The sequence below is a fragment of the Flexivirga oryzae genome (assembly GCF_014190805.1).
Classification (GTDB): Bacteria; Actinomycetota; Actinomycetes; order Actinomycetales; family Dermatophilaceae; genus Flexivirga; species Flexivirga oryzae.
On the sequence record NZ_JACHVQ010000004.1, the window covers coordinates 251,525 to 269,715 of the forward strand.

The 18,191-nt window shown below is 71.0% G+C and carries 15 protein-coding genes; 13 read left to right on the forward strand and 2 right to left on the reverse strand.

Translation table 11 applies throughout. The annotated features are described in order from the left end of the window. Positions 1 to 55 precede the first annotated feature (55 nt). The 8 genes from FHU39_RS20425 to FHU39_RS25120 all read left to right on the forward strand — a co-directional run bounded on the left by FHU39_RS20425 (position 56) and on the right by FHU39_RS25120 (position 11,210). Positions 56 to 1,477 carry an MFS transporter gene (locus tag FHU39_RS20425; protein ID WP_183322568.1) on the forward strand — a complete coding sequence of 474 codons (1,422 nt, stop codon included), beginning with the start codon at positions 56 to 58 and terminating at the stop codon, positions 1,475 to 1,477. Next, positions 1,474 to 3,588 (forward strand): molybdopterin oxidoreductase family protein, encoded by a 2,115-nt coding sequence (locus tag FHU39_RS20430; RefSeq protein ID WP_183322569.1) that lies wholly within the window; start codon positions 1,474 to 1,476, stop codon positions 3,586 to 3,588. Before FHU39_RS20425 ends, FHU39_RS20430 begins: the two co-directional genes overlap by 4 nt. Beyond that, positions 3,585 to 5,141, forward strand: coding sequence for an FAD-dependent oxidoreductase (locus tag FHU39_RS25115; RefSeq protein WP_343066044.1), 1,557 nt, complete (start codon positions 3,585 to 3,587; stop codon positions 5,139 to 5,141). The genes FHU39_RS20430 and FHU39_RS25115 overlap by 4 nt, the downstream gene beginning before the upstream one ends. Further along, complete coding sequence (nirB, locus tag FHU39_RS20440; protein WP_183322570.1) at positions 5,138 to 7,690, forward strand: nitrite reductase large subunit NirB; 2,553 nt, start codon at positions 5,138 to 5,140, stop codon at positions 7,688 to 7,690. The genes FHU39_RS25115 and nirB overlap by 4 nt, the downstream gene beginning before the upstream one ends. 120 nt (positions 7,691 to 7,810) lie before the next feature. Then, the gene (gene nirD / locus FHU39_RS20445; RefSeq protein WP_183322572.1) at positions 7,811 to 8,239 is read left to right on the forward strand and encodes a nitrite reductase small subunit NirD; all 429 of its coding nucleotides are present in this window, start codon (positions 7,811 to 7,813) and stop codon (positions 8,237 to 8,239) included. A 64-nt stretch (positions 8,240 to 8,303) separates the two neighbouring features. Continuing rightward, a complete protein-coding gene (cobA, locus tag FHU39_RS20450; protein WP_183322573.1) occupies positions 8,304 to 9,398 on the forward strand; it encodes a uroporphyrinogen-III C-methyltransferase in 1,095 nt (364 codons plus the stop codon). Continuing rightward, on the forward strand, positions 9,395 to 10,507 hold the full coding sequence (locus FHU39_RS20455; RefSeq protein ID WP_183322574.1) for a uroporphyrinogen-III synthase: 1,113 nt from the start codon (positions 9,395 to 9,397) through the stop codon (positions 10,505 to 10,507). The genes cobA and FHU39_RS20455 overlap by 4 nt, the downstream gene beginning before the upstream one ends. Beyond that, positions 10,485 to 11,210 carry a CbiX/SirB N-terminal domain-containing protein gene (locus FHU39_RS25120; RefSeq protein ID WP_183322575.1) on the forward strand — a complete coding sequence of 242 codons (726 nt, stop codon included), beginning with the start codon at positions 10,485 to 10,487 and terminating at the stop codon, positions 11,208 to 11,210. The genes FHU39_RS20455 and FHU39_RS25120 overlap by 23 nt, the downstream gene beginning before the upstream one ends. On the opposite strand, the gene FHU39_RS20465 is transcribed toward FHU39_RS25120, so the two are convergent. Beyond that, positions 11,183 to 11,734: a winged helix-turn-helix domain-containing protein gene (locus FHU39_RS20465; RefSeq protein ID WP_183322577.1), complete on the reverse strand. Its 552-nt coding sequence runs from the start codon at positions 11,732 to 11,734 to the stop codon at positions 11,183 to 11,185. The two genes, FHU39_RS25120 and FHU39_RS20465, sit on opposite strands and share 28 nt — an antisense overlap. A 48-nt stretch (positions 11,735 to 11,782) precedes the next feature. Here FHU39_RS20465 and macS point away from each other — a divergent pair, with 48 nt between their 5' ends. From macS to FHU39_RS20485, 4 genes are all read left to right on the forward strand, one after another. Further along, positions 11,783 to 12,973: a MacS family sensor histidine kinase gene (macS, locus tag FHU39_RS20470; RefSeq protein WP_221185750.1), complete on the forward strand. Its 1,191-nt coding sequence runs from the start codon at positions 11,783 to 11,785 to the stop codon at positions 12,971 to 12,973. Continuing rightward, complete coding sequence (locus FHU39_RS20475) at positions 12,957 to 13,625, forward strand: response regulator (RefSeq protein WP_183322579.1); 669 nt, start codon at positions 12,957 to 12,959, stop codon at positions 13,623 to 13,625. The genes macS and FHU39_RS20475 overlap by 17 nt, the downstream gene beginning before the upstream one ends. A gap of 123 nt (positions 13,626 to 13,748) precedes the next feature. Then, positions 13,749 to 15,428, forward strand: a complete 1,680-nt coding sequence (locus FHU39_RS20480) for a DUF2339 domain-containing protein (protein ID WP_183322580.1) — start codon at positions 13,749 to 13,751, stop codon at positions 15,426 to 15,428. A 107-nt stretch (positions 15,429 to 15,535) separates the two neighbouring features. Then, positions 15,536 to 16,810, forward strand: a complete 1,275-nt coding sequence (locus FHU39_RS20485; protein WP_183322581.1) for an MFS transporter — start codon at positions 15,536 to 15,538, stop codon at positions 16,808 to 16,810. Here the strand turns inward: FHU39_RS20485 and FHU39_RS20490 are convergent. Next, on the reverse strand, positions 16,725 to 17,378 hold the full coding sequence (locus FHU39_RS20490; RefSeq protein WP_183322664.1) for a DedA family protein: 654 nt from the start codon (positions 17,376 to 17,378) through the stop codon (positions 16,725 to 16,727). The genes FHU39_RS20485 and FHU39_RS20490 overlap by 86 nt on opposite strands. Positions 17,379 to 17,519: 141 nt before the next feature. Here FHU39_RS20490 and FHU39_RS20495 point away from each other — a divergent pair, with 141 nt between their 5' ends. After that, positions 17,520 to 18,014 carry a transporter substrate-binding domain-containing protein gene (locus FHU39_RS20495; RefSeq protein ID WP_425484799.1) on the forward strand — a complete coding sequence of 165 codons (495 nt, stop codon included), beginning with the start codon at positions 17,520 to 17,522 and terminating at the stop codon, positions 18,012 to 18,014. Positions 18,015 to 18,191: the final 177 nt, after the last annotated feature.

An 18,191-nucleotide genomic window follows, 5' to 3' on the forward strand; every position in this document is an offset into this window, starting at 1 on the left:
TCCTACCTTCGAGTGCCAGAAGCCCCAACCCGGGGCACCGCACACGGAGGTGGAGATGGCGCTCGCGACGGATCTCGAGGCCGGCGGCCGCCGGGTCGCACCCGGTGTCATCATCGGCCCCGGACGGTGGATCTCCGGCTGGAACCCGGAGGCCCCCGCGCAGTGGGAGGAGTTCGGCCGCCGGACCGCACAGCGCAATCTCGCGTTGTCGGTGTTCACCGAGTTCCTCGGCTTCGGCGTCTTCGCGATCTGGAGCGTCGTGGTGCCGCTGCTGCCGAAATACGGTTACACCGGGGCGTCGGCGCTCTCCGACCCCCAGCAGTTCTGGCTGATCTCGATCCCGACGCTGGTCGGCGCAAGTCTGCGGATCCCGTACTCGTTCATGGTGACCCGCTTCGGCGGGCGCAACTGGACGGTCGTCTCTGCGCTGCTGTTGCTCCTGCCGACGATCGGGCTGGCGCTGGCGATCGGTCAGCACGCCGGCTTCCCGGTGCTGCTGGCGATGGCGACCCTCGCCGGGGTCGGCGGTGGCAACTTCGCGTCGTCGATGACCAACATCTCGTTCTTCTACCCCGCCGCGGAGAAGGGCAAGGCGCTCGGGATCAACGCCGCGGGCGGCAATCTCGGCACCGCAGCGGTGCAGTTCGCGGCGCCGGTGATCGTCACCGCCGGTGCCGGCGTCTCCGTCGGCCACCCGAACGTGCCCGTGGTGGGCTGGGTCTTCGTGCCGCTGGTGGTCCTGGCGGCGATCGCGGCGTGGCTCCGGATGGACAATCTCGCGGAGGCGCGTTCGGAGCCCGGCACGTATGCCGCGGCGACGCGTTCGCGGCACACCTGGATCCTGTCGTTCATCTACTTCGGGACGTTCGGATCGTTCATCGGCTTCTCCGGAGTCTTCCCCAAACTGATGAACGACGCCTTCCCCGGACGCGGAACGTATGCGCTGCTCGGCGTCGGTATGACGATGGCCTTCCTCGGCGCGCTGGTCGGCTCGATGTCGCGCCCGCTCGGCGGCATCGTCGCCGACCGGGTCGGCGGCTGGCGGGTCACGGTCGGCAGCTTCACGGCCATGGCGCTCGGTGCCGCCGGTGTCGCGATCGCATTGTCCGCCAAGAGTTTCGGCTGGTTCATGGTTGCCTTCTTGTGGATGTTCACCTGGACGGGGATCGGCAACGGCTCCATCTACCGGATGATCCCTGCCGTGTTCGCCCGTTCGGCCGGTAGCTCGACGCGGGAGGTGGCTGTCGCCCGCAAGGTCGCTGCCGGAGCGATCGGCATCGTCGGAGCGGTCGGCGCCCTCGGTGGATTCGTGATCCCGCAGGTCTTCTCGCTCTCGAAATCGGCGACGCACGGCGCCGCCCATCCGACGGGGACCATCGTGCCCGCGCTCTGGGCGATCCTCGCCTGCTACCTGCTGATGGCGGTCGTGACCTGGGCGGTGTACGGCCGCAAGGGTTCCGGGACGGAACCGGTATGACCGGTGTCGACTCGCACTGTCCATACTGCGCGCTGCAGTGCGGGATCCGTTTGACAGCAGACGAATCCGGCGCGGTGCACCTCGAACCGCGCGACTTCCCGACCAATCGCGGCGGACTGTGCCAGAAGGGTTGGACGGCGGCTCAGCTGCTGGGCGTGCCCGACCGGGTGACCGTTCCGCTGGTGCGCGACGAGTCCGGTTCCTTGGTCGAGTCGACCTGGGACCAGGCGTATGCGCGGATCGTCTCCGGCGTCCGAGAGGCGCAGGCGGCTGGGGGACCCGACGCCGTTGCTGTCTTCGGCGGCGGCGGTCTCACCAACGAGAAGGCATACACCCTGGGCAAGTTCGCCCGGGTCGCGCTCGGCACGTCGCGCATCGACTACAACGGCCGCTTCTGTATGTCGTCCGCCGCGGCGGCGGTGAACCGGACCTTCGGGCTGGACCGTGGACTGCCCTTCCCGCTCACCGATCTGGCCGGCGCCGCTGCCGTGCTACTGGTCGGCAGTAACCTCAGCGAGACGATGCCGCCGTCCCTGCAGCACCTGACCGGCGTCCGGGAGCGCGGCGGGCTGATCGTCGTCGACCCGCGCCGATCGGCGACGGCTGCGTTGACCGACTCCGGCGGTGGCGTGCACCTGCAGCCGGTGCCGGGCACCGACATCGCCGTGCTGCTCGGGCTGCTCCACCTGGTGGTCCTCGGCGGGCACGGCGACGAGGACTATCTGGCCGCCCGGACGACCGGCTGGGGGCGGGTGCGTGACGCGGCGACCCTGTGGTGGCCCGAGCGCGTCGAGCAGGCGAGTGGTGTGCCCGTCGACCGACTACGAGCGGCCGCAGCGCTGTTGGTGGCGGCAAGCCCCGCCGGCCATGGCAGCGGCGCCTACGTGCTCACCGGACGCGGCGCCGAGCAGCACGCGCACGGCACCGACACGGTGTCGGCGGCCATCAACCTCGCACTCGCACTCGGGCTGCCCGGCCGGACCGGCTCCGGTTACGGCTGCATCACCGGGCAGGGCAACGGGCAGGGCGGCCGCGAGCACGGGCAGAAGGCCGACCAGTTGCCCGGGTACCGGTCGATCAATGACCCCGCGGCGCGCGAGCACGTCGCCGGCGTCTGGGGCGTGCCCGCGGAGGACATCCCCGGCCCGGGTCTGCCGGCCGTGCAGTTGCTCGACGCGATCGGTGCACCGGGCGGGCCACGGGCGCTTCTCGTCCACGGCGCCAACCCGGTTGTCAGTGCTCCGGATTCGGACCGGGTTCGCGCGAAGCTCACCCAGCTGGACCTGCTGGTGGTCGCCGACTTCGTGCCGTCGGAGACCGCGCTCCTGGCGGATGTGGTGCTGCCCGTGCCGCAATGGGCCGAGGAGGAGGGCACCATGACCTCGCTGGAGGGCCGGGTGCTGCGACGCCGCCGCGCCATACCACCGCCGGCCGGGGTGCGCGACGAGTTGCAGATCTGGCACGATCTGGCCCGACTGCTCGACGCCCCAACCGAGTTCGCGGCAGATCCGGTCCTCGTGCTGGACGAGCTGGCACGCGCCAGCGCCGGTGGCATCGCCGACTACACGGGTGTGGATCTGTCCCGCCTGGACGCGGGGGCGTCGCTGTACTGGCCGGTCCCGGAGCCGGGTCACCCCGGGACGCCGCGCCTCTTCCTGGACCGCTTCGCGACACCGGACGGCCGGGCCCGGATGATCCCGGTCGACGTCACTCCGGTCGACGACGATGTCCGGGGCGACGCACCGATCTACCTGATCACCGGCCGCATCCTGCAGCAGTACCAGTCCGGCGCGCAGACCCGGCGGGTCCCCGAACTGGTGCGCGGAGAGGCGCGTTCGTTCGTCCAGTTGCACCCGCTGTTGGCCGCGGGCCTGGGCATCGCGGAGGGTGACACCGTGCGTGTCACCTCCGCGCGGGGCAGCGCGTGCGGGGTCGCGCGATTGTCGTCCGACATCCGCCGGGACACGGTCTTCATGCCCTTCCATTTCTCCGGTCCGGGCGCCGCCAACGCGGTGACCAACCCGGCGACCGACCCGATCTCCGGCATGCCGGAGTTCAAGGTGTGCGCGGTCCAGGTGTCCCGGGTGGACGTGGAGGGGGTGACGGCGTGACGACACCCACCCGTCGCATCGTGCTCGTGGGGCACGGCATGGTGGCGGTCCGGCTGCTCGACCAGCTCGGCCGGGTGACGACCGAGCGACCGACGCCACTGGACGTCACCGTGGTCGGGGACGAACCGCACGACCCCTACAACCGCTTGCTGCTCAGCGAGGTGCTCGCCGGGCGCGCCGAACTCGGCCGGCTCACGCTGCCCGAGCCGACGGGCAGCCCCGGTATGACGGTGCGCGTGCTGCGCGGCGTCGCCGCGACGGTGCTCGACCGCGACCGTCGGGTCGTGCACTGCGACGACGGCAGTGAACACCCTTACGACACGGTGGTTCTCGCGACCGGGTCGGCTGCCCGTGAGCCGCTGCCGGGCTGCGCGGACGAAGGTGTGCGGATGCTCCGCACCATCGACGACTGCCGCGAACTGCTGGCCGCCTGCTCCTACCCACGCCGGGCGGTCGTCGTCGGTGGTGGCCTGCTCGGCCTGGAGATCGCCTGCGGTCTGGCCGGCCGCGGCGCCGCGGTGCAGGTCCTGCACCGCGGCACCCACGTGCTCGACCGCCAGTTGCCGCCGGCCGCCGGTGCCGTGGCCGGTGCGGCACTCGCACATGCCGGGGTCGAGGTGCTCACCGAGGCGGACCTGGAGTCGGTGCGGCGCGACGATGACCGGCTGGTCGGGGTGCGGCTGCGCGACGGTCGTGAATTGCCGGCCGACCTGGTCGTGGCCAGCGCCGGGGTCGTGCCGCGCACCGAAATCGCAGCACGGGCAGGGCTGCCGGTCCGCACCGGCATCGTGGTCGACGATGACCTGCGCAGCCCTGCCGACCCCAGGGTTGCGGCGATCGGCGACTGCGCCGAGACGCCGGACGGTTGTCCCGGGCTGCTGGCACCCGGCTGGGCGCAGGCCGACCGGCTCGCGCGGGACCTGGCCGGTCTTCCCCCGGTGCCGACCGCGCCCGCTCCGAACGCCGTGGTGAAGCTCAAGGCGGTCGGTGTCGACGTCGTGACCATCGGCGACGGCCCGGAACCGCCTGCGGGCGCACACACCGTCACGCTCAGCGACCCGATGGGCAGACGCCACGTCCAGGTCTCGGTGGCCGACGACCGGGTGGTGGCCGCGTGCTGCGTCGGTGCGAAACGGGTCGCGGCGGATCTCACCGCGGCCTACGAACGCGGCGGCCCGGTGCCGCCCGACCCGGCGCTGCTGCTGCTCGACGGCTTGCCGACCGCCACGGTGTCGGCCACCGACGACCCGACGACGATGCCGTCGGCCACGACCGTCTGCCGGTGCAACGGCGTCACCAAGAAGGACATCGTCGACGCGCACGTCGCGGGCGATCGCGACCTGTCCGCAGTGGCCGCACGCACCCGCGCGACCACCGGTTGCGGCGGCTGCACCGAGGTCGTCTGCGGACTGCTGGCCTGGATGGACGACGTCAATCCACCGAATGACGTCGAACCCTCGAATGACGTTGCACATCGGAAACATTCACGAAACGACCCCGGAAACTTTGGCGCCGTAACGTCCTGCACAACACAGAAGGAGATCTCCCGATGACTTCACAAAGCCAGCAACACGTCGTGGTTGCCGGGGCCGGCATGGTCGCCTTCCGTTTCGTGGAGGCGCTGCGGGCGCGCGACGACGGTGACCGCTTCCGGGTGACCGTCATCGGTGACGAACCCCGACCGCCGTACGACCGAGTGGCCCTCACGACCTACTTCACCGGCCGCGACCCGGAGGACCTGCACCTCGGTGGCGACGAGATCTGGCGTGACCCACACGTCACGCTGCGCAAGGGGACGACCGTCGTGGCCGTCGACCGGGACACGCAGCGGGTCTCCACCGATCGGGGCGAGGGCGTGGACTACGACCACCTCGTGCTCGCCACCGGGTCGTACGCCGCCCGGCCGCCGGTCGAGGGCCGGGACCTCCGCGGCTGTTTCGTCTACCGCACCATCGACGACGTCGCCGAGTTGCGCGGGTATGTCGAGACGCTGCGCAGCGCCCACAGCGACCGGCCGTTGCACGGTGTCGTCGTCGGCGGCGGTCTCCTCGGGCTCGAGGCGGCCGGCGCACTCCAGGCCCTCGGAGTGAAGAGCACCGTCGTGGAGTTCGCGCCACGGCTGATGCCGCTCCAGGTGGACGACGGCGGCGGCGCCGTGCTCCGCAGCCTGATCGAGGACCTCGGCGTGTCCGTGCTGACCGACACGGCCACCTCCCAGGTGCTCGGTGAGCGGCGCGGCGTCGTGGAAGGCATGCGGTTCGCGGACGGCAGCTCGCTCCCCGCCGATGTCGTGGTGTTCGCGACGGGCGTGCGGCCACGCGACGAATTGGCGTGCAGCGCAGGACTTTCCGTCGGTGAACGGGGCGGCGTGGTGGTCGACGCGTCGTGCGTCACCGAGGACCCCGCGATCAGCGCCATCGGCGAGGTCGCCTGCATCGAGGGCAGGGTCTGGGGCCTTGTCGCACCCGGGTACACGATGGCCGAAGTGGCCGCCGATCGACTGCTCGGCGGCGACGCGAGCTTCCCCGGCGCCGACTCCTCCACCAAGCTCAAGCTGCTCGGCGTCGACGTCGCGTCGTTCGGTGACGCGTTCGGGTCGGCCCCGGGCTGCCTGGAGGTGTCCTACGCGGACGCGGTCGCCGGCGTCTACAAGAAACTCGTCCTGTCCGACGACGCACGCACCCTTCTCGGCGGCATCCTGGTGGGCGACGCCTCGTCATACGCCGCCCTGCGGCCGATGGTCGGGCAGCAACTGCGCACCGATCCCAGCGCCTACCTGGTGCCCGCGACCGACGGGCCGCCACCGGGCGACGACCTACCCGACGACGCCACCGTGTGCTCGTGCAACAACGTCAGCGCCGGCGCCATCCGGGGCGCCGTGACCGACCAGGGTTGCTGCTCGGTCGCCGAGGTCAAGGCCTGCACCCGCGCCGGTACGAGCTGCGGTTCCTGCCTGCCGCTGGTGAAGCGACTCACCGACGGGGCACTGGAGGACGCCGGGATCTCGGTCGCCAAGGGCATGTGCGAGCACTTCGAACTGACCCGCGCCGAGCTGTTCCACGCGGTCCAGGTGACCGGACTGCGCACCTTCAGCGAGATCATCGAACGGCACGGCCGGGGCCGCGGCTGCGACATCTGCAAACCGGTCGTCGCCTCGATCCTGGCCAGCCTCGGCACCGGGCACATCCTCGGCGACGACCGCGGCACGCTGCAGGACACCAACGACCACATGCTCGCCAACCTGCAGAAGGACGGCACCTACTCGGTCGTGCCGCGCATCCCCGGCGGCGAGGTCACGCCGGACGGGCTGATCGAGATCGGCCGGATCGCCAAGGAATTCGACCTCTACACCAAGATCACCGGCGGTCAGCGGATCGACCTGTTCGGTGCCCGGGTCGAGCAACTCCCGGCGATCTGGCGACAGCTGGTCGACGCCGGTTTCGAGAGCGGCCACGCCTACGGCAAGTCCCTGCGCACGGTGAAGTCGTGCGTCGGCAGCTCCTGGTGCCGGTACGGCGTGCAGGACTCCGTCGGCATGGCCGTCCTGCTGGAGCTGCGCTACCGCGGGCTGCGATCGCCGCACAAGCTCAAGCTCGGTGTCTCCGGCTGCGCCCGCGAGTGCGCGGAGGCCCGCGGCAAGGACGCCGGCGTCATCGCCACCGACAACGGCTGGAACCTGTATGTCGGAGGCAACGGCGGCTTCACCCCCAGACACGCCACCCTGCTCGCCGAGGACCTGGACGACGACGGCCTGATCCGGGCGATCGACCGCTTCTTCATCTACTACATCCGCACCGCGGACCGGCTGCAGCGCACCGCCGCCTGGCTGGAGGAGCTGCCCGGTGGCATCGAGCACCTGCGGGAGGTGGTGTTCGACGACAGCCTGGGGATCGCCGCGGAGCTGGACGCGGCGATGGAGCGCCACGTGGCGTCATACCGCGACGAATGGAGTGACGTGCTCGACGACCCGGTGAAGCTCGCCCGCTTCACCTCGTTCGTCAACGCGGCGGAGGTGCCCGACCCGGACCTGCGCTACGAAACCACCCGCGGCCAGCGCCGGCCCGTACTGATCTCCGGTGACCGTCTGGAGGTCCGGTCATGAAGATCACCCCACGAAGTTCTCCGCTCCTTCGTCGCTCCGATACTTCGCGGGGGCCCCGATGAAGATCACCCCACGAAGTTCTCCGCTCCTTCGTCGCTCCGATACTTCGCGGGGGCCCCGATGAAGATCACCCCGGGCGAGGGCGCGGTGGACTGGATCAGGGTGTGCGCGCTCGACGCGGTGCCGCGTGACGGTGCGGTGGCGGTGCTGGTCGGCGATGCGCAGGTGACCGTGGTCCGGCTCGCCGACGACACCCTGTACGCGGTCAGCCACCGCGACCCTGTCAGCGGCGCGAACGTCATGGCCCGCGGCATCGTCGGGTCGGCCACCGTGGACGGGGTCGAGGTGCCCACGATCACCTCGCCGATGTTCAAACAGGTCTACGACCTGCGCGACGGGCGTTGTCTCACCGATCGAGGTGCCGTGCTGGCGACGTGGGAGGTGCGGTTACATGGTGGGGACGTCGAGATCGGTCCCACCCGGGTCGGGGCCGGCTCGGCGACCGCAGCAGACGGCCCGACCGACACCGAGGTGGCTACCACATCATGAGCGAGCGCAGCGAGCGACCGTGGGCTCAGACGAATGACGGGACCCGAGGCACGAGGGGCCGGTCATGAGTAAAACCGTCGCACTGTCGCTGGCCGGACGACGGGTCGTGGTGGTGGGTGGCGACGCCCGCGCAGCCGAACGGGTCGCGGAACTGCTCGGCGACGGTGCGTCGGTGCGTGTCGTCGCACCGGCCGTCGGGCTCGAGCTGCAACGGTTGTATGACGCCGACCGCACCGCGTTCGAGCTGCTGCCCCGGGCGGTGCGGGCGACCGACCTGGACGACGCCTGGTGGCTCGTCGCGGCCGACCCGCGCGCCGCGGACCGGGCCACGCTGGCGGCCTGGGCGCAGGAGCGCCGGATCTGGGTCGAGGGAGTGACGGCCGAGGTCGACGGCGACGTGATCGTCCCCGCCGATGGCTCGACGGCGCGTCTGGACGGGGCGGGCCGGGTGGTGCTGGTCGGCGGCGGCCCCGGCGCGGAGGACCTGATCACCGTGCGCGGGCTGCGTGAGCTGTCCCGGGCGGACATCGTGGTCGTCGACCGGCTGGCGCCGCTCGGCCTGCTGCGTCGCCTGCGGCCCGACGTCGAGGTCGTGGACGTCGGCAAGACGCCGCACCACCACCCGGTGCCGCAGGAACAGATCAACGAACTGCTCGTCGACCGGGCCCGGCGCGGGCAGTATGTCGTGCGCCTCAAGGGCGGTGATCCCTTCCTGCTGGGCCGCGGCGGGGAGGAGATCCTCGCCTGCCGCGCCGCGGGCGTGCCCGTGGACCTGGTCCCGGGCGTGACGTCGGCGTTCGCCGCACCCGCGGCCGGGCGGGTGCCGGTCACCCACCGCGGGGTGGCGCACGGCGTCATCGTCATCTCCGGGCACGACGAGCTCGACGTGCCGGCGCTCGTCGCCTGGAAGCACACGATCGTGGTGCTGATGGGCATGCGCCGGCTGCGGGAGCTGACCGCCAACCTGATCCGTGCCGGAAAGTCCCCGGACACCCCGGTGTCCGTGGTGCAGCACGCCTGGACCGACCGGCAGCGCCAGGTGTCGGACTCGCTGGAGCGCATCGCCGACCGGGTCGACCTCGAGGGCCTGGGCAACCCGGCCGTCATCGTGATCGGCGACGTGGCCGCGGTGTTGGCCGAACGACCGGACAGCACATGAACCCGTCCGGCGGGCAACTGCTCGGCTGCCGGGTGATCCTCACCGGGCAGCGCCGGTCCGCCGAGCTGGCGGCCGCGCTCGAACGCCGCGGCGCGACCGTCGAACACGCCCCGACGCTGTCGGTCGTGCCGCACGTCGACGACGCCGAACTGCTGGCCCGGACCAAGGAGCTCATCGACAATCCACCGGACATCGCGGTCATCTCCACGGGTGTCGGGTTCACCGGCTGGGTCGAGGCCGCGGACGCCGCCGGACTGGCCGAGCCGCTGCTGGACATGCTGCGCGCGAGCCGGTTGATCGCCCGCGGCCCCAAGGCGCGCGGCGCCATCCAGGCCGCGGGGTTGAGCGCCGACTGGGTCGCCGACTCCGAGACGAGCGCCGAGATCCGGGACTTCCTGCTCACCGAGGGTGTCGCCGGTCGCCGGATAGCGGTGCAGCACCACGGTGCCGGCTCGGACGGGCTCGACGAGGCGTTCCAGGAGGCGGGCGCCGAGGTCAGCTCGGTCGTCATCTACCGATGGGGGCCGGCGCCGGACCCGGAGGCGGTCCGTGCGGCGGTGCAGGCCGTCGCACGGCGTGAGTGCGATGCCGTCGCCTTCACCGCCGCGCCGGGCGCCGCGGCATTCCTGGACGCCGCACGGAGCGAGGGTCTGCTGACCGAGGTGGTCCTCGCATTCACGGACCCCGCAGGGGTTTTCGCCGCTGCCGTCGGCGACACCACGGCCGCTCCACTGCGTGCCGAAGGCATCGAACCACTGGTGCCCGATCGGTTCCGGATGGGTGCCCTGGTGCGCACTCTCGTCGGGGAGCTGGCCGGGCGGCACGGGCTGCGGGTGCAGACCGCCGCGGGTGAACTGCGGGTCCTCAGCGGCGCGGCACTGCTCGACGGCGAGGTGTTGACGCTGTCGCCGTCCGGGCTCGCGGTGCTGCGGGTGCTCGCCGAGGCGAACGGCTCGGTGGTGTCCCGCGGCGACATCCTGGACGCGCTGCCCGGCGACTCCAGCGACGCGCACGCGGCCGAGGTCGCCATCTCACGGCTCAGGGAGGCGACGCGTGGCCGGCCGCTGGTGACTACGGTCGTCAAGCGTGGTTACCGACTCACCCTCTGACGCAACGGGCGACGGACGCGCACTCGTCGTCGTGGCACACGGCACCGACAACCCCGAGGGTCAGGCGACCGTCACCTGGCTGCGCGACCGGGTCGCCGAACTCCTGCCCGGTGTGCGGGTGCTCGACGCGTATGTCGACGTGCAGCAGCCCCGGCTGCACGATGTCGTGGAACAGCTCGTGCAGCAACGGATTCCGACAGTGATCGTGCCGGACCTGCTGTCCACCGGCTATCACGTCGAGGTGGACATCGCGCGCACCGTCGCGCGGTCGGAGCTGGTGACCGCAGCCCCGCCGCTGGGACCCGATCCGATCCTGACCGGGATCCTCCTCGACCGCCTGGCGGAGGCGGGTGTCGCACCCGAGGAGCCGGTGCTGCTCGCGGCGGCCGGGTCGTCGAGGGAGACCGGTGTGACCGCGGTACGCCGCCAGACCGAACTGCTCGACGCGGCACGACCCGGACACGTCACCGCCGCGTACATCTCCGCAGCCCGCCCGTCGGTCGAGGAGGCGCTCGCCGCGGCCGGCACCGACGGCCGCCGGGTGGCCGTGGCGTCATACCTGCTCGGGCGCGGCTTCTTCCACGACAAGCTGCGCAGCCACGACGCGGTCGTCAGCGAACCGATCGGCAGACACCCGCAGCTGGCCGAACTGGTCCGTGCGCGTTACCTGGCCGCTTACGCGCGCGGCAGGTTCAGCCAGTAGATGTCGCGCCTGCGCGCGCCCTCGGGCGCGTTGGCCGGGTCGTGCCGGTCCTCCCAGCGATGGACGGCTTCGTCGACGATCCGGTCCAGCTCCTGCACCTCGTCGTCGGTCAGGTAGACCCCGCCCAACTGGACGATGGTCGCGTGCTCGTCGGGGTCGTTCCGCTCGATCATCTCCTCGACGGTCCGGCTGAGGCGGCGCACGAAGGTGCCGAGCAGCGAGTTCGCCACGCTGGCGGTGATGCCCGCGCTCGCCGCATCGTCGATCTTGATCGAGTCGGCGACCAGCTTCCACGGGTGCTCGCGGCCGTCAGCGCTGTCGACCCGCTCGACCAGCCCCCAGCGCTCCATCGCCCGCAGGTGGTAGCTCATCGCGGACGGTGTGATGCCGCACCGCTTGGCCGCCTCGGTCGCGGTCAGCACGGTGCCGCCGCTCAGCTCGTCCAGCAACTGTTGCCGGACCTCGTGCGCGAGCACGCGGATGGCACGCGGGTCGGTCAGCGTCAGCGTTCGCCGATCGGTCATGGGTCCATCGTGCCGCACTTCCCGCCCCGGGTGCTCTACGGTCGGAGCGTGGAACGCGTGGTGGTGCAGATCGATTCGGACGCCACGCTGCCCTTCTGGCGTGGCGCCCAGGTCTTCCGGTTCGCGTCGGTCGCCTACGCGATCGGCGCCCAGATCGTGTCGGTGAACGCCGACACCTTCAACCACTCGGGGATCCGGGCGTACAGCCACCCGTTGATCAGCTGGATGCTCATCGCGCTGCTGGTGATCTGGTCCGGCGTCAGCGGCCTGATCTACGCCTTCGAACTCGCGCCCCGGGCACCCATCGTGGTGCTGGAGCTCGTCATCACCGCGCTGCTGACGATCTCCACCGTCTGGGTCGTCCGACCCGAATACTTCCACCACCACCAGAGCCTGCCGTCGACGTTCTGGATCACCAACGCCGTCGTGTCGGTCGCGCTGCTGTGGGGCCCGATCGCCGGCGGCGTCACCGGGGTCGGCTTCTCGCTGCTCAGCCTCGGCATCGAGCAGCAGTTCCACAACATCGTCACCGACGCCACCACCCCGATCCTGCTCACCGTCGGCGTCACGCTCGGCATCGGTGCGCGCATCGTGTCGCGTGCCCAGCAGGAACTGTCCGCGGCCGTGCGCATGCAGGCGGCGACCAAGGAGCGCGAACGACTGTCGCGGGAGGTGCACGACGGGACATTGCAGGTGCTCGCCCTGATGCGTCGCCGCGGCGCCGATCTGGGCGGGGAGGCGGCCGAGCTGGGCCGGCTCGCCGGCCAGCAGGAGCAGGCGCTGCGCACCCTGATCAGCGAGCAGGCGCCGGTGCCGGGCATCGACGAGTCGACCGACCTGCGCAGCCAGCTGCAGGCGGCGCTGCCCACCGACGCCAACTTCTCGGCGCCGGCCGACGCCGTCCAACTGCCGAGCCCCGTGGTCACCGAACTGGTGGCCGTCGTGCGTACGATCCTGGACAACGTCGAGCAGCACGCCGGCGACGGTGCCAGGACGTTCCTGCTGCTCGAGGACCTCGGCGACGAGGTGGTGCTGACGGTGCGGGACGACGGTGTCGGCATACCCGACGGGCGCCTGGCGGAGGCGGAGTCACAGGGCCGGATGGGCGTCAGCAAGTCGATCCGCGGCCGGATGGCCGACCTGGGCGGCGAGGCGCTGCTGGAGACCGGACCGGACCTCGGCACGGAGTGGGAACTGCACGTGCCGCGGATCGACGGGCAGGATGAGGGTCGTGAGTGATTCAGAGGGGACCACCGTCATGGTCGTCGACGACCATCCGATGTGGCGCGACGGCGTGAGCCGCGATCTCACCGCCGCCGGCTTCGTCGTCGTCGCGACCGCCGACAGTGTGGCTGCCGCGGCCACCCGCGCGAAGGCGACGACACCACAGGTCGTGCTGATGGACATGCAGCTGCCCGACGGCAACGGCGCCGACGCGACCGCGCGGGTGCTGGAAGCCGCACCGGGTGCCAACGTGCTGGTGTTGTCGGCCTCCTCGGAGCGCGACGACGTCCTGCAGGCGGTCAAGGCCGGCGCCTGCGGTTACCTGGTCAAGAGCGCCTCGGCGGCCGAGCTGATCGAGGCGGTCAATGCCACGGCCGCGGGCCAGGCGGTCTTCACCCCCGGGCTCGCCGGACTGGTGCTCGGTGAGTACCGGCGGATGGCGAGCGAACCGACCCCGGCCGGGGAAGAGCCGGCGCCCACACTCACCCCGCGTGAGCTCGAGGTGCTGCGTCTGGTCGCAAAAGGCCTCAGCGCCAAGCAGATAGGCCGGCGTCTCGACGTGAGCCACCGCACCGTGGAGAACCACGTCCAGGCGACCCTGCGCAAGCTGCAGCTGTCCAACCGGATCGAGTTGACGCGCTACGCGATCGAGCACGAACTGGACTGAGGCCGGGGGCCACTGCGCAGCCGAAGTGCGTGACGCTGCACGGTCGGCCGCTGCCGACAATCCCTAGGTGTCCTGAGTAGTCGTACTCAGGCCCGCAAGCCCCGGTTCTCGCAGGCTTGGGGCATGAACACGACACCGCACCACTCAGGTCCCGTGCCGGGCCCGACCCCGGCCAATCCGTATGCCGGTCCGGCCTTCCCGCAGGCTGGAACGCCCGGACCCGCAGCGCCGTACCCAATGATGCCCCGCAAGGCACCGTGGTGGCAGCGCGAAGGCGTCGTCAGCAAGCTGCTCGTGCTGACCGGCGGCGCCATCACCCTCATCGGCGTGGTCATGCTGCTGGTGATCGCCGCGCAGGCCGGGCTGCTCAGCCCGCAGCTGCGGGTCGCCGGCGGCGCACTGCTCTCCGTCCTGCTGGTCGCGGGCGGGATGCGCATCCACAGTCGGCCGGGCGGCACCATCGGGGGAGTCGCACTGGCCGGCACGGGTATCGCAGGCCTGTTCATCGTGACGGTCGCGATCACGTCGTTCTACGAGTGGATCCCGGCGTTGGGCGGCCTGGCGCTGGCCGGGGCGGTCGCGGCCGCCGCCGGCGCACTGGCGGTCCGGTGGCGCAGCGAGCTGCTCGCCATCTGCGTCACCGTCGCCGTGGCGGCTCTCGCGCCGGTGCTGACCGAGGGTGTGACGGTCTCGCTCGTGTGGTTCATGGTCATCCTGCAAGCGGCCGGCCTCGTCCCGGAGCGGCTGCGGAACTGGCACTTCCTCGGCCTGGTGCGGACCGTTCCGGCGGTCTTCGTGGCCGTCGCCTACGCGGCCGAGGTCCAGTCGATCGCCTCGCTGCCCGCTGTGCTCACCGTGGTCGCCCTCGCGGTCGTGACCCTGGTGCTGTCGACCGGCCAGGACGACGAGCTGCACAGCGCCGCGTTCGTGGTCGGTGCGCTGCCGGTCTTCGTGCAGCTGACCTACCTGGACCGCCCGGCAGCGTTGATCACCGGCGGCGCGCTCGCGGTCGCGCTGGCCGCGATCGCCGTGGTGCTGCGGTCGCTGGGCGTGTGGCGGCGTGGTGCGGTCGGCGCCGTCGCCATCTGCGTCGGCATGCAGGCCTGCTTCACCTTCACCCATGGCTCGTGGCTGCCGGTGCTGTTGCTGGTGCCCGGCCTGGTCGTGACGGCCGCGGCCGTCTCCACCCGGTCCCTGCTCGCCACCGTGGCCGGTGTGTTCCTGGGCGTCGTCGGTGGCGCGGCATACATCGGTTTCGCCGACCCGGCATCGCTCGCCTCCAGCGGACTTGCCGACGCGAACCTCTCCTTCGCGACCATGGTCGGTGGCCTGTTGCTGGCCGCCTGGGCCGTGGTGCTGGCACCGGCCCTGGTGCGGTCCGAGCTCAAGGTGCCGCTCACCATGGCCGCCACCGGCGCCGGTGTGGTCGGCCTGTACGGCGCGACCGCCGCCATCATCTCCTTCGGCTCCTCGGTCGGCGCCACGCAGGGCTTCCACAGCGCACACCTCGGGGTGACCGTCGTGTGGGTGTCGGTGGCGATGTCCCTCATGGCACTCGGCCTGCGCTTCCCGCGATACGCGGCGGCCTACCTCGCCGGCGGCCTGACGCTCGCCGGATGTGCGATCGCCAAGCTGTTCCTCTTCGACCTGCAGGAGATGGGCGGCGCGACCCGCGCGGCCACCTTCATCGTCGTCGGCCTGGTGTTGCTCTTCGCCGGCTCCCGCTACGCCCAGGCCTTCGCCCGGATGCGCGGCGAGGTGCGGGGTGAGCGCCGGCCGATGGAGGCACTCGGCCAGCACTGATCCGCCGAGCGCGGCACGGGACCAGCGGTCCGACCTTTCAGGGGGAAGGTCGGACCGCTTTCCCGTGCCTCTGGCTTTCCGAATTCTGAAGTAGTAGTTTCATAGTTATGAAGGAACAGTTTCAGAGTTCGCCATGGCGGCACCGCGATGTGCGGTGGATCGTGCCGGCCCGGGCGCTGTCCGTCTTCGGCGACGGGCTGCTGTCCGTGGTCCTGCTGCTGCGCGTCTACGACTCCGGGGTGGGGCCGTGGGGCGTGACGGGGCTGCTCGTCTGCGAGGGGTTGCCGCTGATCCTGCTCATCGGCGTCGCCGGCCGGGTGGCCGACCGCCATGATTCCCGCCGCATCCTGACCCTCGCGCTGACCGGCCAGGTCCTGGGCTGCCTCGTCCTCGCCGGCGTCGACGACCTGGCGGCGACCTACGCACTGACGCTCCTGGTGCAGACCGGCCAGGCCTTCAGCGGTCCGACCTGGAGCGCCCTGGTGCCGCGGGTCGTCGGTGACGAAGCGCTCGGCAAGATCGTGGCGCTGCAACAGGGGCTCAACATGGCGCTGCTGCCCATCGGCGCCGCGGTCGGCAGCGTCCTCTACGCCGGCGCGAGCGCGCGCCCGGTCATCCTCATCGACGCCGCGACCTTCGCGTTGCTGCTCGGGAGCGCGTTCGCGGTCCGAACGCGGCGGGGCGGGACCGCCGACACAGCCCTGCGGGACGGTGGAGTGCCTTCGGCGGCGACCGGTCTGAGCACCCTACGAGCCGACCGGCTGGTCTGGCCGTTGCTGGTGGCGGCGCTGGCGATGGTGCTGGTGGCCGGTGGCACGAACGTGCTCGACGTGTTCCTCATCCGGGACGACCTCGGCATGTCGTCCGGCTGGTACGGCGTGACCGAGGTGGCCTTCACGGTGGGGGCGGTCGCCGGGTCCGTGGTGACGGGAGGGATCGGTTCTGACCGGACGCGGGTGCGCGCGACCGTCGTCGGATTCCTGGCGATCGCGCTGGGTGTGCTGGCTTTCGGTCTGGCCCCGTCATACTGGCTGATCCTGCTGCTGTGCCTGGAGATCGGCGTCGCGCTCGGGGTGATGAACGCCGCGTTCGGCACGCTCTTCACGACGCGGACCCCGGACGCGCTGCGTGGCCGGGTCTCCTCGACGGTCAACGGGCTGATGCAGGCGACCAACGTGACGTCGCTGGTGGTCTTCGGGGCGGTCGGCACGACGCTGGGGGTGCGCAACACCTATCTCGTGGCGGGTGCCCTGTCGGTGGCGGTGGTCCTGCTGGCCGCGGTGCGGGTGCTGCGGACTACTCCCCGCTCGTCGCCCCTGCGGCACGTGCCTGCCGCCGATGCTTCAGGTATTCGTAGGCCATCGGGATCACCGAGAGTATGACGACGACCATGATCGCCACGTCGATCTTGTCCCCGAGGCCGGGGAAGGCCTTGCCGAGGAACACCCCGGCGGCGACGACGATGGCGACCCAGAGCACGGCGCCGACGGCGCTCCAGGTGAAGAACCGCTTGCGGTCCATCCGGCTCGCGCCGGCGACCAGGGTGATGAAGGTGCGCACGATCGGGACGAACCGGCCGATGACCAGCGCCTTGTTGCCGTACTTGTCGAAGAACGCGGTCGTCTTGTCGAAGTACTCCTTCTTGAGGATCTTGCCGTCCCGCTCGTAGATGGGCGTCCCGACGGCGCGGCCGATCTCGTAACCGACGACGTTGCCGGCGAACGCCACGACCATCAGCAGCGGCACCGACACGTAGAGCGGCACGTGGAAGTTGTACTTGGAGCTGGAGCTGAACAGCCCGATCGCGAAGAGCAGCGAGTCACCCGGGAGGATCGGGAAGAGGACCCCGCACTCGATGAACACGATCAGCAGCGCGATGCCGAAGAACGCACCACCGAACTGGTCCAGCAGGTACGTCGGGTCCATGAAGCTCGGGCCGAGGGTGTGCATCACGCGCGCAAGCGTACGTGAGCGACGCTGAGGGGACGCTTTGCGGCGGATTGCAGCGACCTGGCCGGTGAAGCCCCGCCCTTCGACTCGGTCGTCGCAGGCTCGACCCATTCGTTCGACCTCGACCTGGACGAGGTCTCGATCACCGCGGCCAGGAAGAAGGCGGTCGACTTCTCCAGCGGCTACTTCGATGTCACCCAGGCCGTGATCTCGGTGAAGGGCAGCAAGATCGCCGGCGCGAAGACGGTGGCGGCGTTGCGGAACGCCAAGCTCGGCGCCCAGGTCGGCACCACGTCGTACAACGCGATCGTCGACCAGATCAAGCCGGCGAGCCAGCCGGCGGTCTACGACACCAACGACCAGGCGGTGCAGGCCCTGAAGAACCACCAGATCGACGGGATCGTCGTCGACCTGCCGACGGCGTTCTACATGACCTCGGCCCAGCTGAAGTCCGGCGTCATCATCGGCCAGTTGCCCACGACCGGCAAGCCGGAGCAGTTCGGCGCGGTGCTCACCAAGGGGTCACCGCTCACGCCCTGCGTCACCAAGGCCGTGAACACCCTGCGCAGCAACGGCACGCTGACCAAGCTGGCGAACAAGTGGCTCACCGGCCAGGGAGCTCCGAAGCTGTCGTGACGCAGACGGTCGGCAAGCGTGACCCGTGGCGGCCGTCGGAGGTCGAGCGGGAGCGGGCGGCATACCGGACGCGTCAACGGCGGCGGTCCTTCGTGATCGGAGCGATCAGCACGATCGTGGTCGTCGCAGTGGTGCTCGTGGTGCTGGTGACCAGTCCGGGTTGGCAACGCTTCCACA

Bases quoted from the DNA above. Each gene is read 5' to 3' on its own strand.
- FHU39_RS20485 (WP_183322581.1), top strand. From the start codon at position 15,536: ATGAAGGAACAGTTTCAGAGTTCGCCATGGCGGCACCGCGATGTGCGG.
- FHU39_RS20475 (WP_183322579.1), top strand. From the start codon at position 12,957: ATGAGGGTCGTGAGTGATTCAGAGGGGACCACCGTCATGGTCGTCGAC.
- FHU39_RS20490 (WP_183322664.1), bottom strand. From the start codon at position 17,378: ATGCACACCCTCGGCCCGAGCTTCATGGACCCGACGTACCTGCTGGAC.
- cobA (WP_183322573.1), top strand. From the start codon at position 8,304: ATGAGTAAAACCGTCGCACTGTCGCTGGCCGGACGACGGGTCGTGGTG.
- FHU39_RS20455 (WP_183322574.1), top strand. From the start codon at position 9,395: ATGAACCCGTCCGGCGGGCAACTGCTCGGCTGCCGGGTGATCCTCACC.
- nirB (WP_183322570.1), top strand. From the start codon at position 5,138: ATGACTTCACAAAGCCAGCAACACGTCGTGGTTGCCGGGGCCGGCATG.
- FHU39_RS20430 (WP_183322569.1), top strand. From the start codon at position 1,474: ATGACCGGTGTCGACTCGCACTGTCCATACTGCGCGCTGCAGTGCGGG.
- FHU39_RS20480 (WP_183322580.1), top strand. From the start codon at position 13,749: ATGAACACGACACCGCACCACTCAGGTCCCGTGCCGGGCCCGACCCCG.
- FHU39_RS20465 (WP_183322577.1), bottom strand. From the start codon at position 11,734: ATGACCGATCGGCGAACGCTGACGCTGACCGACCCGCGTGCCATCCGC.
- FHU39_RS20425 (WP_183322568.1), top strand. From the start codon at position 56: ATGGCGCTCGCGACGGATCTCGAGGCCGGCGGCCGCCGGGTCGCACCC.
- nirD (WP_183322572.1), top strand. From the start codon at position 7,811: ATGAAGATCACCCCGGGCGAGGGCGCGGTGGACTGGATCAGGGTGTGC.